General features: G+C 66.7%; 15 protein-coding genes. 8 read left to right on the top strand and 7 right to left on the bottom strand.

Translation table 11 applies throughout. The annotated features are described in order from the left end of the window. Window positions 1-3: 3 nt before the first annotated feature. The gene (locus DRW48_RS12590; RefSeq protein WP_114076726.1) at window positions 4-876 is read right to left on the bottom strand and encodes a phosphoribulokinase; all 873 of its coding nucleotides are present in this window, start codon (window positions 874-876) and stop codon (window positions 4-6) included. Between the two features lie 3 nt (window positions 877-879). Next, window positions 880-1,893 (bottom strand): class 1 fructose-bisphosphatase, encoded by a 1,014-nt coding sequence (locus DRW48_RS12585; RefSeq protein WP_114076725.1) that lies wholly within the window; start codon window positions 1,891-1,893, stop codon window positions 880-882. 97 nt (window positions 1,894-1,990) lie between these two features. Here DRW48_RS12585 and DRW48_RS12580 point away from each other — a divergent pair, with 97 nt between their 5' ends. From DRW48_RS12580 to proB, 3 genes are all read left to right on the top strand, one after another. Next, window positions 1,991-2,926: a LysR family transcriptional regulator gene (locus DRW48_RS12580; protein WP_241963266.1), complete on the top strand. Its 936-nt coding sequence runs from the start codon at window positions 1,991-1,993 to the stop codon at window positions 2,924-2,926. A 129-nt stretch (window positions 2,927-3,055) separates the two neighbouring features. Continuing rightward, a complete protein-coding gene (gene obgE / locus DRW48_RS12575) occupies window positions 3,056-4,090 on the top strand; it encodes a GTPase ObgE (protein WP_114076723.1) in 1,035 nt (344 codons plus the stop codon). After that, on the top strand, window positions 4,078-5,217 hold the full coding sequence (gene proB, locus DRW48_RS12570; protein ID WP_114076722.1) for a glutamate 5-kinase: 1,140 nt from the start codon (window positions 4,078-4,080) through the stop codon (window positions 5,215-5,217). Before obgE ends, proB begins: the two co-directional genes overlap by 13 nt. 3 nt (window positions 5,218-5,220) lie before the next feature. Here proB and DRW48_RS12565 read toward each other — a convergent pair whose 3' ends face one another. Continuing rightward, window positions 5,221-5,601: a hypothetical protein gene (locus tag DRW48_RS12565; RefSeq protein ID WP_199286103.1), complete on the bottom strand. Its 381-nt coding sequence runs from the start codon at window positions 5,599-5,601 to the stop codon at window positions 5,221-5,223. Window positions 5,602-5,773: 172 nt separating this feature from the next. Here DRW48_RS12565 and DRW48_RS12560 point away from each other — a divergent pair, with 172 nt between their 5' ends. Both DRW48_RS12560 and bfr read left to right on the top strand, forming a co-directional pair. Beyond that, window positions 5,774-6,037 carry a (2Fe-2S)-binding protein gene (locus tag DRW48_RS12560; RefSeq protein WP_114076721.1) on the top strand — a complete coding sequence of 88 codons (264 nt, stop codon included), beginning with the start codon at window positions 5,774-5,776 and terminating at the stop codon, window positions 6,035-6,037. An 11-nt stretch (window positions 6,038-6,048) separates the two neighbouring features. After that, window positions 6,049-6,540, top strand: coding sequence for a bacterioferritin (bfr, locus tag DRW48_RS12555; protein ID WP_114076720.1), 492 nt, complete (start codon window positions 6,049-6,051; stop codon window positions 6,538-6,540). Window positions 6,541-6,595: 55 nt separating this feature from the next. Here the strand turns inward: bfr and DRW48_RS12550 are convergent, their stop codons facing one another. From DRW48_RS12550 to DRW48_RS12535, 4 genes are all read right to left on the bottom strand, one after another. Then, the gene (locus DRW48_RS12550; RefSeq protein WP_114076719.1) at window positions 6,596-6,916 is read right to left on the bottom strand and encodes a DUF1330 domain-containing protein; all 321 of its coding nucleotides are present in this window, start codon (window positions 6,914-6,916) and stop codon (window positions 6,596-6,598) included. Beyond that, on the bottom strand, window positions 6,916-7,806 hold the full coding sequence (locus tag DRW48_RS12545; RefSeq protein ID WP_241963265.1) for a lysophospholipid acyltransferase family protein: 891 nt from the start codon (window positions 7,804-7,806) through the stop codon (window positions 6,916-6,918). The genes DRW48_RS12550 and DRW48_RS12545 overlap by 1 nt, the downstream gene beginning before the upstream one ends. A gap of 57 nt (window positions 7,807-7,863) precedes the next feature. Beyond that, window positions 7,864-10,437 (bottom strand): aminopeptidase N, encoded by a 2,574-nt coding sequence (pepN, locus tag DRW48_RS12540; protein ID WP_114076717.1) that lies wholly within the window; start codon window positions 10,435-10,437, stop codon window positions 7,864-7,866. Between the two features lie 327 nt (window positions 10,438-10,764). Beyond that, window positions 10,765-11,454, bottom strand: a complete 690-nt coding sequence (locus tag DRW48_RS12535; protein ID WP_162784760.1) for a hypothetical protein — start codon at window positions 11,452-11,454, stop codon at window positions 10,765-10,767. Between the two features lie 214 nt (window positions 11,455-11,668). Between DRW48_RS12535 and DRW48_RS12530 the strand changes: the two genes are divergently transcribed. The 3 genes from DRW48_RS12530 to DRW48_RS12520 are packed head-to-tail and all read left to right on the top strand — an operon-like array spanning window position 11,669 to window position 14,958. Continuing rightward, on the top strand, window positions 11,669-13,810 hold the full coding sequence (locus DRW48_RS12530) for a malate synthase G (protein ID WP_114077555.1): 2,142 nt from the start codon (window positions 11,669-11,671) through the stop codon (window positions 13,808-13,810). Further along, a complete protein-coding gene (locus DRW48_RS12525) occupies window positions 13,807-14,250 on the top strand; it encodes a methyltransferase family protein (protein ID WP_114076715.1) in 444 nt (147 codons plus the stop codon). The genes DRW48_RS12530 and DRW48_RS12525 overlap by 4 nt, the downstream gene beginning before the upstream one ends. 18 nt (window positions 14,251-14,268) lie before the next feature. Further along, window positions 14,269-14,958 carry a D-lyxose/D-mannose family sugar isomerase gene (locus DRW48_RS12520; RefSeq protein ID WP_114076714.1) on the top strand — a complete coding sequence of 230 codons (690 nt, stop codon included), beginning with the start codon at window positions 14,269-14,271 and terminating at the stop codon, window positions 14,956-14,958. Window positions 14,959-15,017: the final 59 nt, after the last annotated feature.

Below are 15,017 nucleotides of genomic sequence, written 5' to 3'. Positions count from 1 at the left end.
GGATCACGCCTTTCTTGCCGTATCGATCATCCGCAGGATCAGCGGCGTCAGGATAAGTTGCATCGCGAGGTCCAGCTTGTTGCCGGGGATGACGATGCTGTTCGCCCGGCTCATCCACGAGCCGTTGATCATCTGGGTCAGGTAGGGAAAATCGATGCCGCGTGGGGACTTGAACCGGATGACGACCAAGCTTTCATCTGCGGTCGGGATCCAGCGCGCGATGAACGGGTCGGAGGTATCGACGACAGGCACCCGCTGGAAGTTGATGTCCGTTTCGGTGAATTGCGGGCAGATACAGTGCACATAGGCGTGCATCCGGCGCAGGATCACGTCGGTGACCGCCTCGGTCGAATAGCCGCGCTGGGCCCGGTCGCGGTGGATTTTCTGGATCCATTCCAGATTGATGACTGGCACGACGCCGATGGTCAGGTCCGAAAGCGCCGGCAGATCGACCGTGCCGTTGATGACCGCGCCGTGCAGCCCCTCGTAGAACAGCAGGTCCGAGCCTTCCTCCAGCGGGCGCCAGGGGGTGAAATGGCCCGGCGGCGTTCCAAGGCGCTCGGCCTCCGCTTCATCATGGACGTAGTTGCGGGTCTGGCCGGTGCCGGTCTCGCCATAGGTGCGGAACACCTCCTGCAGCTTTTCCAACTCGTTCGCGTCAAAGCTGAAGTGGCTGAAGCTGTGCTCGCCAGCCTCGGTGCGCCGCTCCAGCTCGGCCTTCATTTCGGCGCGGTTGTAACGGTGGAAGGCGTCGCCCTCGATGCTGACGGCCTTGATGCCCTCCCGCCGAAAGATCTGGTCGAAGGTGTGCTTGACCGTCGAGGTGCCCGCGCCTGAGCTGCCGGTGACGCTGATGACGGGATGCTTGCGGCTCATCAATCAGCTCCTGAACAGGCCGCGCCGGGTGAACAGCGCCGAAGTTTCGGTGTCGTCGAGGTCGTGATAGGTGGCGACGCGGGCGACCTTGTCGCGGGCGCCGAACACCAGCGGCGTGCGGGCGTGCAGGCTGCCGGGCACCTGATCGAGGATACGCTCGCAACCGTCGGTGGCGGCCCCTCCGGCGGCCTCAACCAGAAACGCGACGGGCGCGGCCTCGTAGACCATGCGCAGGCGGCCCTGCGCATAGCTGGGCCGGTCGTCGCCGGGATAGAGGAAAACCCCGCCGCGGATCAGGATGCGATGCAGCTCTGCCACCAGCGAGGCGATCCAGCGCATGTTGAAATTGCGCCCGCGCGGCCCGTCGCTGCCGGCGACCATGTCATCGACGTAGGCGCGGATCGGCGCCGGCCAGTGGCGGTAGTTGCTGGCGTTGATCGCGTATTCGCACGATCCCTCGGGGATGTCCCGGAGTAAGGGGGCGGGGGCAAAGCCGCCGCTGTCGGGATCGAGGATGGCGCAGCGCACGCCGCCGGGGGTCGCGATAATCATCGCGCATTGCGGACCGTAGATGATGTAACCCGCCGCGATCAGCTCATGGCCCGGGCGCAGAAAGCTGGCCTCGGCCGTCGCCTCGGCCGGATAGATGCCGAAGATGGTGCCGATCGAGACATTCGTCTCGATGTTCGAGCTGCCGTCGAGCGGGTCGATCGCCAGGGCCAGGCTGCCAGCGGGGTTGATGGGGCTTGCTTCCTCGCGCTCCTCAGAGGCGACCCAGCGAACCGCCGAGCCTTCGAGCGCGGCGTGAAAGGCCTCGTCGGCGATCAGGTCGAGCGCTTTCTGACCATCGCCGCCGGCGTTGGTGCCGACCGCGCCCGCCAGGTGTTCTTCAAGGCCGCCGCGGGCGATGCGGCGGCTGATTCTGGCCCCGACCGCGGCCAGCCGGGCCAGCGTATCCCCGAGTTCCGACGGCAGCCCGTCGAACATCCGTACGCTGCCAGGTTGTTGTGCCGTCATGATCGAACCTCCCCGATAGAGGGCAGGTTGACGACGGGGAATATTCAAGGAAATATAATTATAGGAAATCGCTTTTCAGGAAATCTGAATGATACGCATGGACGCGGTGACCCTGAAACAGCTGCGCGCCCTGCTCGCCGTCAGCGATAACGGCTCGCTGACGCTTGCCGCGGGCCGGATCGGCCTGACTGTGCCGGCGATTCACGCCCAGTTGGCGGGCTTGGAAAGTGCGATCGAGGGGCCGCTGTTCGACCGCAGCGCGGGATTCGTCCCGACTTGGGAGGGGCAGGCGATGATCGACGCGGCGCGGCGTATTGACGCGGCCATGGACCGCGCTGGGGCCGAGATTGACGCCCTGCGGCGCGGCGAAGTGGGCCGGCTGGTCCTCGGCGTCGTCTCCACCGCCAAGTATTTCGCCCCGCGGCTGGTGCGCAACCTGATGGATGCCATGCCGGGGGCCGAGATTGCTCTCAGCGTCGGCAACCGCGAGGCGACCATCGAGGGCCTGGCCTCGGGCGCCATCGACCTGGCGCTGATGGGTCGCCCCCCGCGCGAGCCGGTGGTCGTCGCGAGCGATCTCGGCCCGCACCCGCACGGCATCGTGCTGCCGGCTGGCCACCGCCTCGACGGGCGGCGTGGCGTCACCGGCGCCGATCTCGCTGACGAGGTGTTCCTTGCGCGCGAGCCGGGCTCGGGCACGCGTACGCTGATGACCCGCTATCTGGACCGAATCGGCGAGGGCCGCGACTACCGGCTTGTCGAGATGGACAGCAACGAGACGATCAAGCAGGCGGTCCTCGCCGGTCTCGGCATCGCGTTTCTGTCACTGCACACAGTCACGGATGAGTTGCGGGCCGGACGCCTGGTCCTGCTGGACGCCGCCGGCCTGCCGATCGACCGGACCTGGTATCTGGTCTACCGCGGCGATCGCGCGCTGCCGCCCCTCCCGGCCCGCATGGCAAGCGAAATCACCACGCGGGCGAGGGCGCTGCTGACAGAGATCGATGCCGAATGGCACGCGGCGCAGGCCTAGCCCGCCACTCCGAGCGCGCCGCAGAGGCCAAGCCATCGCGAAGAGGCCATCCCCCGTGCCGACGGCCTTGCGCGGCTTGCGCCGCAGCGCCTCGCCGCGTAACCCGGTCGTCAATCCCGGAGGCCGGCCATGAAATTCCTCGACACCGCTAAGGTCTATATCCGCTCTGGCGGCGGCGGCGGCGGCTGCGTCAGCTTTCGGCGCGAGAAATTCGTCGAATTCGGCGGCCCGGACGGCGGCGACGGCGGTCGAGGCGGCGATGTCTGGGCCGAGGCGGTCGAGGGGCTGAACACACTGATCGACTTCCGCTTTCAGCAGCATTTCTTCGCCAAGTCCGGCCAAGCCGGCATGGGTAGCCAGCGCACCGGCGCTTCAGCTGACGATGTGGTGCTGAGGGTACCGGTCGGGACCGAAATTTTGGACGAGGATGGCGAGACGATCATTGCCGATCTGACCGAGCCGGGCCAGCGCGTGCGCCTGGCGGAGGGCGGCAACGGCGGCTGGGGCAATCTGCGCTTCAAATCCTCGACCAATCGCGCACCGCGCCACGCCAATCCTGGCCAGCCCGGCGTCGAGCGGACGCTGTGGTTGCGGCTGAAACTCATTGCCGATGCCGGTCTCGTCGGGCTGCCGAATGCTGGCAAATCCACGTTTCTGGCCGCCGTCAGCAATGCCCGGCCCAAGATCGCCGATTATCCCTTCACGACGCTCGTGCCGAACCTCGGCGTTGTGGGTGTTGACGGGCACGAATTCGTCATGGCCGACATTCCCGGCTTGATCGAGGGCGCCAGCGAGGGCAGGGGCCTTGGCGATCAGTTCCTGGGCCATGTCGAGCGCTCGCGCGTGCTGCTGCACCTGGTCGATGGCACCTCCGAGGACGTGGCGACCGACGCCCGCACGATTCTGACCGAGCTTGAGGCCTATTCGCCGCTGCTGGCTGAAAAGCCGCGGATCACTGCGCTGAACAAGATCGACGCGCTGGACGAGGACACCATCGCTGAGCGCAGGGCCGCGCTGGAGGCCGAGATCGGCGCCCCGGTGATGGCCATATCCGGCGTCGCCGGCACCGGCGTGCAGGAGGTTCTGCGCGCCCTCTGGGTCGAGATCGCGCCCTCGCGCGCGCCGACGCCCGATCCCGAGGCAGAGGCCGCATGGCGACCCTGAGCGACGAGGCTGCATTGGCCGTGCCGGATCTCGCCAGCGCGCGGCGGCTGGTGGTCAAGATCGGCTCGGCCCTGCTGGTCGGCGGGGATGGCCTGCGCGAGGACTGGCTGACTGCGCTTGCCGATGACGTTGCGGCCTGGCGGTCGCGGGGCGCGGACGTGGTGCTGGTTTCCTCCGGTTCCATCGCACTCGGCCGGCGGGTGCTCGGCCTGCCTTCCGGGGCGCTGACGCTGGAGCAAAGCCAGGCTGCCGCGGCGGTCGGCCAGATCCGCCTCGCCCGCGCCTATGAGACCGCCCTGGCCCCGCATGGCGTGACCACGGCGCAGGTACTGGTCACGCTGGAGGATACAACCGACCGGCGCCGCTACCTCAACAGCCGCGCCACGCTGGAAGTGCTTCTGTCGCTCGGCGTCGTGCCAATCGTGAACGAGAACGACACCGTCGCGACGGACGAAATCCGCTACGGCGACAATGACCGGCTGGCCGCGCAGGTCGCGGTCACTGTCGGGGCGGACCAGCTATTGCTGCTGTCGGATGTCGACGGCCTCTACACCGCCAATCCCAAGGTCGATCCCGGCGCCCGCCACCTGCCGGTGATCGCCCGGCTGACGGCGCAGATCGAGGCCATGGCCTCTGGCCCGGTCGGCAGCCTCAGCAAGGGCGGGATGACGACCAAGCTCATGGCCGCGCGCACCGCTGTCGCCGGCGGGTGCGCCATGGCCATCGCCGAGGGCTCGGTCCTGCGCCCGCTGAGCGCCGTTGCCAATGGTGCCCGGACGACCTGGTTCCTGCCCGAGGGCGACCCGCATCTCGCCCGCAAGCGCTGGATCGCGGCAATGAAGCCCAAGGGCGAGGTCACAGTCGATGCAGGAGCCGCCGCCGCACTTGGGCAAGGCAAGTCCCTGCTGCCGGCGGGGGTCACCGCGGTCACCGGCCGCTTTGGCCGGGGTGATCCGGTGCTGGTGCGCGACGCCATGGGCGCCGAGTTGGCGCGCGGCCTCATCCGCTATTCCGCGGACGAGGCGCGCGCTATCTCCGGCCACCGCAGCGCCGAGATCGAGGCAATCCTCGGCCATCCCGGCCGCGCGGCGCTGATCCACCGCGACGACATGGTGGTCGGGCGCTAGTCGTCAGCTGTTAAAGCGAATATTGCAGCGCTTTTGAGCGCTTGCCTGCTCGATCGCATGCATCTCGCCTTTCAACCTGGCGACCTCAGCCGCCGAAGCCTTGTCGCCTTTGATGAGGAAAGCGGCCGGCCAGAACAGCACCAGGCTGACCGCGGTGGCGGCAGCATCGTTCGACGCTTTCCGGTCCTGCGCCGACACGGCCGCCGTGGCGCGAGCCGACAGGCGCTGCGCCTCCTCACCCAGTTGTCCGCAGCTTTGCTGCTGGAACATGTTGGGCGAAACGTAGCTGGCGGAAATATCCTCGCTCTTGGTAGCGCAGCCCGCCAGAATCGAGGTGGCAGTCAACGAGGCAATGGCAAGCGTTACGGTTTTTGAAAGTGTCACGGTAAGTCCCTCCCTGAATTGGTTCGCAGGACTTATCTCGAAGTCTCTAATAAATTATTGATACTATTGAGTTTACTTAAAAGTCAGTGGAATCGCCTCACCTAAGGGGTTTTCTTGACAAATCCGACTAGTTCTCTAAGGTTTGCGCCGACTCCGCCCCGAGGCTCGCGCCATGATCATCTGCCACTGCCAGTCGATTACCGACCACGACGTGCGCGCCGCAGTAGGCTGGATGCGCGCATCCGACTGCGATACCATCATCACCGCCGGCAAGGTCTTCCGCGCACTCGGTAAACGTGCCGATTGCGGAGGCTGCGCGGCGCTGTTCGTGGCCACAATGCGCGACGCGCCCGGTTTTGCCGTGCCGACCGCAAACGGGGTGCAGGCCAGCGACGTGCCGGCGGAACTCACCGGCCTGCGCCGGTCCACAGCTTAGGAGAGCGGTGAATGAAGGGCGACGAGAAGGTTATCGAATACCTGAACGCAGCATTGCGGTCCGAACTGACGGCGGTCAGCCAGTACTGGCTCCATTACCGCCTTCAGGAAGACTGGGGCTACGGCAAGATCGCCGAGAAATCGCGCACCGAATCGATCGAAGAAATGCGGCATGCCGACCGGTTGATCGCCCGCATCATCTTCCTCGAAGGCCATCCGAACCTGCAGCGCCTCGATCCGTTGCGGATCGGCCAGAACCTCAAGGAAACGCTGGATGCCGACCTCGCCGGCGAGCATGATGCGCGCAACCTCTATCTTGAGGCGCGCCAGTATTGCGCGAGCGTCAATGACCAGGTGTCCAAGTCGCTGTTCGACGATCTGATCCAGGACGAGGAAGGCCATATCGACTTCCTCGAGACGCAACTGGACCTCTATGGCGATCTGGGCGGGCAGCTGTATGGCCATCTGAACGCCACCAGCGCGGATCAGGCCGAGGAACACTGAGCTGCGTCAGGGCAGGGCGGCCGCCATTGGCGCGCGCGCCCGGCCCGAGCGGACGTCAGAGGTCGGGATCGGGGGCGGTGCTGTCCGGAACGCCTTCCTGCAACAGGAACAGCCCGTTTTCGGACCCCTCTCGGCGATAGATCGCCGCTTCCTGATACAGCGGATCGCCGTAAAAGGCCCGGGCGGCCTCGGCATCGGGAAACTCGATCAGCACCATGCGTTGCGGCGCGCCAGCCCCCTCCAGCACCTCAATGGCGCCGCCACGGGTCAGGAAGCGGCCGCCGTGACGGGCGATCACCTCGGGCGTGACGCTGGCGTAGCGGCGGTAAGGCTCGGGGTTGGTGACGTTCAGCGTGGCGACCACATAGGCGGGCATCAGCTTTTCTCCTTCGCGGCGATGCGGGCGTGACGCCGCCGGCGCTTGAGGCCGTCGATCTGCTCCAGCCGGCGGGCATCAGGGCCGGGCTCGCGCAATTCCAGCACCGCGCGGCGCAGGACGGCAATCCCTTCCTCGCTGCTCTTTGGAAGGCTGGCGGCGGAAATCGGCCGACCGACCGTGATCTTGTAGGTGTGGCCGGCCTTGTTCAGCACCTCATGGAACAAAGTGACGTCGCGCAGCGTCGGGTGCACCTTGTCCAGCGCATAGAAGAAGGCCGAGTTTCGGGCGAAAATCCGCAGCGGGATCACGGGCGCGTCGAACTTCTTGGCGATCATCGCCGCCGAGGACATCCACGGCCGCTCGTTAAGCGTCAGGCCGACGCGCTTGGCCAGCCTTCCCGATGGGAAGATCAGCCCGATGCGGCCCTGCGCCAGTGCGGCGCGGGTGTAGTCCATCGTCGCCTTGGTCTTGGCATGACTGCGCTTTTCGACGCGCCATTCGACTGGGGCGATGATGTCGGACAGTTGCGGCAGCACGCGAATGATGTCGTGGTTGGCATAGATGAATAGATCGTCGCGCACGGCCGAGACGACCGCGTCCAGCACCAACCCGTCAGCGATCCCGGTCGGGTGGTTCGCAACGATCAGTGCCGGGCCGGTGGCGGGGATATTCTCCAGCCCCTCGACGCGCAGGTCGCGCACGATCAGGGCCTGCATGCGACGAAAGATCTCGGCCGAGGGCAGATCGCGAAACTCGGCCGCCAGGTCCAGCGTGCGCGGATAGTGCAGCAAGGCCATCAAGGCGCTGCGGAACACCGCATGATGCGCGCGTCCTGAAAAGAACCACGGCGCCCGCTCGGCGATGAGCGGGTCGAGGCGGCTCTGCATTTCCTTCCGGGCGTCCATACCGCGATTATGTCCTAGCGGCGGGCGGGCGCAAGCGGACTAACGCCCGCCCGCGCCCAGCAGACGAGAGATCATTTCCTTAGTGTTGCGCGATAGGCCCGGACGCGCGGCGATCGCCTGCATCGCGGCCTGTGCATGGGCACGACGGCTGGCGTCGTAGCGGGCCCATGTCTCGAATACCGAGCATTGGCGTGCGGCGATCTGCGGGTTCAACTCGTCCATGCGGCTGATCCAGCCGGCTGCAAAGCGGTAGCCGCCGCCATCCGCGGCGTGGAAGGCGGCATGGTTCGCGGCAAAGCCGCCGATCAGCGCGCGATAGCGGTTCGGGTTCTTCCAGTCGAAATCGGGCCGCTGCGAGAGGCTTTCGGCGGTCGCCAGCGCATCCTTTGGCGGGGCGGCGCTGACCTGCACGCCGAACCACTTGTCCATCACCAACCGGTTGCCGCGGCCCTGCGCTTCGAACTGCCTCAGCGCTGCCTCGGCCCGGCCAGCGGCGACGAGCGACGCCAGCGCGCCGAGTCGCTCGGTCATGTTGCCGGCGCTATCCCATAGAGCCTGCGCTCGCGCACCACCGTCGATCCGGGTCAGCAACGCAAGGATCGCGAGGCGCAGATCGCGTTTGCCGGCATCCGCGGCATCCGGGCGATATTCGCCGGGCACGGCCATTGCGTCATAGAGCGCTCCCAAGGGGGTCTGATGCGCCTCGGCCAGTGCCCGCGCCAGTCCCTCGCGAGCGGCATGGATCGCGTCCGGGTCGGGCACGTTGCCACGGCTGGCTGTCTCTGCAGCGATCTCGTCCTCGCCGGGCAGGCGCAGGACCAGGGCTCGGAAAGCGGGGTCGAGCGTGTTGTCGGCGATGACGGCGCCCATGGCGGCCACGAAACCCGGGTCGGGGGCGGCGCCCGCCGCCATGCCGATCAGGGCCTCCAGCGCGAGACCGCGGCCCGCCTCCCACCGGGCAAATGGGTCGGTGTCATGCGCCAGCAGAAAGGCGCGGGTCGGGCCATCCATTTGGCGCTGCAGTGTGACCGGCGCGGAAAAGCCGCGCAGGGCCGAGACGACCGGTCGCGCGCCAAGGCTGTCAAAGGTCCATGACTGCGCCGCCTCGGTCATTTCCAGGATCCTGGTCGGCATGACTTCGTCGCCATTGGGGCCGATCAGGCCGACCGCGATCGGAATGACGCGCGGCGCCTTGTTCGGCTGCCCTGGGGTGGGCGCCGTGGCCTGCGTAAAGCCCAGCGTCAGGCTGCCGCCCCCAGCGGCGTCAGGCCGCCAGTGCTCGGTCATGGTCAGTTGCGGCGTGCCGGCATCGGTGTACCAGCGCGCGAACTGGGCCAGATCGCGGCCGGTCGCGTCCTCGAATACCCTCAGCCAGTCCTCGATGGTGCAGGCCTGCCCGTCATGGCGCTCGAAATAGAGGTCCAGCGCCTTGCGATAGCCCTCATCGCCGACCAGCCGCTTGAGCATGCCAATGACTTCGGCGCCCTTCTCGTAGACGGTCGCGGTGTAGAAGTTGTTGATTTCCTGGTAATGATCCGGACGCGGCGGATGGGCCAGGGGGCCCTGATCCTCGCGGAATTGTCGGGCACGCAGGGTTTTGACGTCCTCGATGCGCTTGACCGCTGCGCTGCGCATGTCCGAGGTGAACTGCTGGTCGCGGAAGACCGTCAGCCCCTCTTTCAGGCACAGCTGGAACCAGTCGCGGCAGGTGATGCGGTTGCCGGTCCAGTTGTGGAAATATTCATGTGCAATGACCGCCTCGATCCGCTCGTAATCGGTGTCGGTCGCGGTCTCGGGCGAGGCGAGGACAAGACGCGAGTTGAAGATATTGAGGCCCTTGTTCTCCATCGCGCCCATGTTGAAGTCGTCGACGGCCACGATATTGAACACGTCAAGGTCATATTCGCGGCCATAGACCTGCTCGTCCCAGCGCATCGAGGCGATCAGCGCCTCCATGGCAAATCCTGCCCGGTCCTGATCGCCCGGGCGGACCCAGACATTCAGCGCGACCGGCCGGCCCGAAGCCGTCGTAAACTTGCCGGGCACCGCGACCAGATCGCCGGCGACCAGCGCGAAGAGATAGGCGGGTTTGGGCCAGGGGTCGTGCCATTCCGCCCAGCCCGGCCCCGAGGCGACCGGATTGCCGTTCGAGAGCAGGACCGGCAGGTCCGAATTCAGGCGCACCGTGAACGGGGCCATCACGTCGGGACGGTCGGGATACCAGGTGATATGGCGAAACCCCTGGGCCTCACATTGCGTGCAGAACATGCCATTAGACAGGTAAAGACCCTCGAGGGCAGTGTTCGCCTCAGGATCGATGGTGACCTCCGCCTCGAAGGTGAACGGGCCGTGCGGCAATTCGGCCGCGGCGATCACCAGCGGGCCCCCGGCGGGCGCTGCCAGGTCGAGCCGGCGGCCGTCGATGGCCAGGCTTTGGGTGGCAAGCCCTTCACCATCCAGCACAAGGTCTGCACCCGCCTGCAAGGGCTCGAACCGCAGGGCCGAGCGGACCGTGGTCGCGCGCGGGGACAGCGTCACGTCCAGCCGCGTCTCCAGGAGGCGGAACGGGTAGGGGCGCCATTCCGCCAGGTACTGTGTCACGGGTTCATTCATTCGTCTGGTCCTGCGGAAAAATATGGCGGTGCGGGAACTTGTGCTTCAAGGTGCAGTTTACCGGGTCAGGGAGAGGCCGCAAGCTGACGCCGCTGATGGCGCGTGGCAAACTGCCAATCCGTCGGGGGGAAGCCCGAGCAACGTTGCGAACCGGCCAAGGAGAAGCTGAATGAGCTACGATCCCAATGATCCCACGCGGACCGATCCGCATCGCCCGGTAGACCCGAGCGAGCGTACCGTCGTCAGCGAAACCTATGTCGAGCCGGTCGAGACGCGTTCGTCGCCGCTGCCGCTGATCATCGGCATCCTGCTGGCATTGGCGCTGGCCTATTTCGTGCTGTCCCGTTTCATGGGCCGCGACGAGGTTGTGGTCGATACGCCCGCCACAACGTCGACCACCTCGACCACAACGACGACCGAGCCGGCGACGTCCAGCACGACCACGACCGCACCGGCCGCGTCGACCACGACGACCGAGCCTGCGACCTCGACTACCAGCTCGACCACGACGACCGAGCCGGCATCGACCAGCAGCACGACGACCACGCCCGCTGCGACCGACACGACGGCTCCGGCCAGCACCTCGTCGTCGACCACCACGACCGAAACCCCGTCTGGCAGCACCTCATCGACCACGACGACCGAGACCCCGGCGAGCGGCTCGACCTCGACCGACACGGCTCCGGCCGCTTCGTCGTCCTCGACCAGCACCACCGCGCCGTCGACCTCGTCCAGCACGACGACGGACACCGCCCCCGCGGCGGGCTCGTCCTCGAGCACGTCGACCGACACCGCGCCCGCCGCCAGTTCGTCATCGACCACGACGACAGAGACGGCACCCGCGGCTGGCTCGTCCTCCACGACGAGCACTGACACCGCGCCGGCTGCCAGCACCTCGTCCACCACGACCACGACCACGGACACGGCGCCTGCAGCAAGCTCGTCCTCAACCACCACGACGAGGCCTGCTACCGGCACTACCCCGGCCCCGAGCAACTGATCACGGCCTGACGACACTTGGCCGCCGCGCAGCCCCTGCGCGGCGGCCTTTCATTTGCCATCCGTGGGGATATGCTGCCTATCAGCAAAGCCGGCTAATCGCGACAGATCGCCGCAATTCCAAGGCTTGGCCGACGTTCTGCATAGGGCCGCCGCCAATTGCGCAGGGTCGTGCGCTTGTAACGCCCTGCCGGCTCGCCTAGCGTCGCGCCCAGCTTCACGGGAGGAACGGATAGTGCGGGTAGAACGGGCAGGTTTGCAGGTCGAGGCGGGACTTGCGCAGTTTCTCGAGGACCAGACGCTGCCCGCCGTCGGGATCGAGCGCGCGGGGTTCTGGTCCGCGCTGTCGGACTTGCTGCACCGTTTCGGCCCGGCCAATCGCGCGCTGCTGGATCGGCGCGAGGAGTTGCAGTCGCGGATCGACGCTTGGCATCTTGAGCGTCGCGGTCAGCCGCATGACGCTGCCGCCTATACCGCCTTCCTGCGCGAGATTGGCTATCTTGTCCCCGATGGCGGTCCTTTTGTGATCGAGACCGAGGGCACCGACCCGGAAATTGCAAGCATCGCCGGCCCGCAACTCGTCGTCCCCGTGATGAACGCGCGTTACGCGCTCAACGCCGCAAACGCACGCTGGGGCAGCCTGTACGATGCGCTTTATGGCACGGACGCCATGGGCAGCCTCGCCACGGGCAAGGGCTATGACGCCGAGCGCGGCGCGCAGGTCATAGCCTGGGGCCGAGGTTTTCTCGACCGGGCGGCGCCGCTGGCGGACGGGTCGTGGTCGGACATCAACAAGCTGTCGGCCGAGGGCGGCGCCCTCGTGCCGGCGCTTCGCGAGCCGGCGAAATTCGCCGGATATACCGGCGATCCTGCCGCGCCGTCGGAAATCTGGCTGCGGAACAATGGGCTGATGATCCGCGTCATCATCGATCCGGCGACCCAGGTTGGTGGGCAGGACAAAGCCGGCATCAGCGATATCATCCTTGAAGCCGCGCTGTCGGCGATCATGGATTGCGAGGATTCCGTCGCCGCCGTGGACGGCCCGGACAAGACGCTGGCCTATTCCAACTGGCTGGGCCTGATGAATGGCACCCTGACCGAGGTGCTGGAAAAGGGCGGCCGCAGCATGACGCGCCGGCTCAACCCGGATCTCAATTACACCGCCCCGGACGGTAGCCCCGCCAGCCACAAGGGCCGGGCCCTGATGCTGGTGCGCAATGTCGGCCACCTGATGACCACGCCCGCGGTCCTCGACCGGGACGGCGCCGAGGTCTACGAGGGGCTGCTCGACGCGATGGTCACGACGCTTTGCGCCATGGCCGACCTGCAAAAGCAGGACGGCCCGCGCAACAGCACCTGCAGGTCGGTCTATGTGGTCAAGCCCAAGATGCACGGTCCCGAAGAGGTTGCGTTTGCCAGCCAGGTGTTCGACGTGGTCGAGGATGCACTCGGCCTGCCGCGCTACACGGTCAAGCTGGGCATCATGGACGAGGAGCGCCGCACCTCGGCAAACCTTGCCGAATGCATTCGCGCGGCAAAGAACCGGGTCGCCTTCATCAACACAGGCTTCCTCGACCGGACCGGGGACGAACTGCACACCTCGATGGAGGCCGGCCCGATGGTCGCCAAAGGCGAGATGAAATCGCAGCCCTGGATCGCCGCCTACGAGGATCGCAACGTCGATATCGGCCTGGCCGCCGGCCTGCGCGGCAAGGCGCAGATCGGCAAGGGCATGTGGGCCATGCCTGACCGGATGGCCGACATGCTGGCGCAGAAATCGGCCCATCCCAAGGCCGGGGCGAATACGGCGTGGGTGCCCAGCCCGACCGCCGCCGTGCTGCACGCGACCCATTACCATGACGTCGATGTCGCCGCGCGCCAGGCCGAACTCGCTGCCAATCCGCGCCCGGCGCGGCTGGACGACCTGTTGACCCTGCCGCTGGCCACCGGCCGCAACTATTCCGATGCCGAGATCACGGCCGAGATCGAAAACAATGCGCAGGGCATCCTCGGGTATGTCGTGCGCTGGGTGGACCAGGGCGTCGGCTGCTCGAAGGTGCCGGACATCCACGACGTTGGGCTGATGGAGGACCGGGCCACGCTGCGCATCAGCAGCCAGAGCCTGGCCAACTGGCTGCACCACGGTATCATCACCGAGGCGCAGGTGATGGACGGGCTGCGCAAGATGGCGGCGGTGGTGGACCGCCAGAACGCGGACGATCCCGCCTACAAGCCCATGGCCCCCGGCTTTGACGGCGTGGCATTCCAGGCCGCCTGCGATCTGGTCTTCCAGGGCCGCATCCAGCCCTCGGGCTATACCGAGCCGGTGCTGCACCGCCGCCGTCTGGAGGCCAAGGAGGCCGCGTCTGGATGAGGCAACTGGCCGCACTGCCACCGTTCTGGGTCGCGCTGGCCCTGATCGCCGGGTGGTTGGTGGGCGGCCTGTGGCCGGTCCCCGGCGCCGGGTGGATGCATGCCATCGGCCTGCTGATCGCCGGTGTGGGGGCGCTGCTGATCGTGGCGGCGGCCCTGGTCATGATCCGGGCGCGAACGACAGTGATGCCCGGTCGGGTGCCGGACGCTATCGTGACTGACGGGGTCTTCCGCCTGTCCCGCAACCCGATCTATCTGGGCGATCTGCTGCTGGCGGGCGGCCTTTTGCTGCTGCTTGGGCGGCCGCTGGGACTGATCGTACTGCCAGCCTTGGCGGCGCTGATCCAGCAACGCTTTATCCTCGCCGAGGAGGCAGGCTTGCGGTGTCATTTCGGCCCGGCGTTCCAAGCCTATGCCTCGCGCGTGCGACGGTGGATTTGATTTGATGGGGGACGCTCGCTGAAACGCTCGCGCATCAACCGGATCATGGACGATGCCGCGCGCATGATCGCACACGGCGGCTTTCACCTGCCGCCCTTTGCCGCTTGGACGCCAGAGGAGTTTCGCGCCCGCGCGACCCCCGCCATCCGCGACGCCCGCCTGGGATGGGACATCACCGACTATGGGCAGGGCGAGTTCGACCAGCTGGGCCTTTTCCTCTTTACCCTGCGCAATGGCAGCCAGGCCGATCTGGCCGCCGGGCAGGGCATGGTCTACGCGGAAAAGCTGCTGATCTCGCAAGAAAACCAGATCAGCCCGATGCATACCCATCTGCGCAAGACCGAGGACATCATCAACCGCTCGGGCGCGACGCTAGCCGTGCAGTTATGCGGCAGCGACGAGCTGGGGCGGCTCGACCGGATGGCCGGCTGCCGCGTGGATTGCGACGGCATTGCCCGCGAGATCGAGGCGGGCGGCTTGCTTCACCTCGCCCCTGGCGAAAGTGTGACACTTCGGCCCGGCGACTGGCACGCCTTCTGGGGCGAAGGCGGGTCGGTCCTGATCGGCGAGGTGTCCACCGTCAATGACGACCTGACTGACAACATCTTTGCCGAGCCGATCGGCCGGTTTTCCAGCATCGACGAGGACGAGGCGCCCTTGCATTTTCTGGTCAGCGACTACGATTCCCAGCTCGCGCGGGAAGGGTGATTTTCATATCTGACTTTGGTTGGCAATCTTGCGAAAGATTGTTGCGCAAGCTAGAGACG

Origin of the sequence: Paracoccus suum (assembly GCF_003324675.1) — a bacterium.
Lineage (GTDB): Bacteria > Pseudomonadota > Alphaproteobacteria > Rhodobacterales > Rhodobacteraceae > Paracoccus > Paracoccus suum.
Note: the sequence above shows the minus strand (reverse complement) of the source record. Positions and strands in the feature narration are given on the sequence as shown.

Excerpts from the sequence above, each read along its gene's own strand:
- DRW48_RS12590 (WP_114076726.1), bottom strand. The coding sequence starts at position 876 with ATGAGCCGCAAGCATCCCGTCATCAGCGTCACCGGCAGCTCAGGCGCG.
- DRW48_RS12585 (WP_114076725.1), bottom strand. The coding sequence starts at position 1,893 with ATGACGGCACAACAACCTGGCAGCGTACGGATGTTCGACGGGCTGCCG.
- DRW48_RS12580 (WP_241963266.1), top strand. The coding sequence starts at position 1,991 with ATGGACGCGGTGACCCTGAAACAGCTGCGCGCCCTGCTCGCCGTCAGC.
- obgE (WP_114076723.1), top strand. The coding sequence starts at position 3,056 with ATGAAATTCCTCGACACCGCTAAGGTCTATATCCGCTCTGGCGGCGGC.
- proB (WP_114076722.1), top strand. The coding sequence starts at position 4,078 with ATGGCGACCCTGAGCGACGAGGCTGCATTGGCCGTGCCGGATCTCGCC.
- DRW48_RS12560 (WP_114076721.1), top strand. The coding sequence starts at position 5,774 with ATGATCATCTGCCACTGCCAGTCGATTACCGACCACGACGTGCGCGCC.
- bfr (WP_114076720.1), top strand. The coding sequence starts at position 6,049 with ATGAAGGGCGACGAGAAGGTTATCGAATACCTGAACGCAGCATTGCGG.
- DRW48_RS12550 (WP_114076719.1), bottom strand. The coding sequence starts at position 6,916 with ATGCCCGCCTATGTGGTCGCCACGCTGAACGTCACCAACCCCGAGCCT.
- DRW48_RS12545 (WP_241963265.1), bottom strand. The coding sequence starts at position 7,806 with ATGCAGAGCCGCCTCGACCCGCTCATCGCCGAGCGGGCGCCGTGGTTC.
- pepN (WP_114076717.1), bottom strand. The coding sequence starts at position 10,437 with ATGAATGAACCCGTGACACAGTACCTGGCGGAATGGCGCCCCTACCCG.
- DRW48_RS12525 (WP_114076715.1), top strand. The coding sequence starts at position 13,807 with ATGAGGCAACTGGCCGCACTGCCACCGTTCTGGGTCGCGCTGGCCCTG.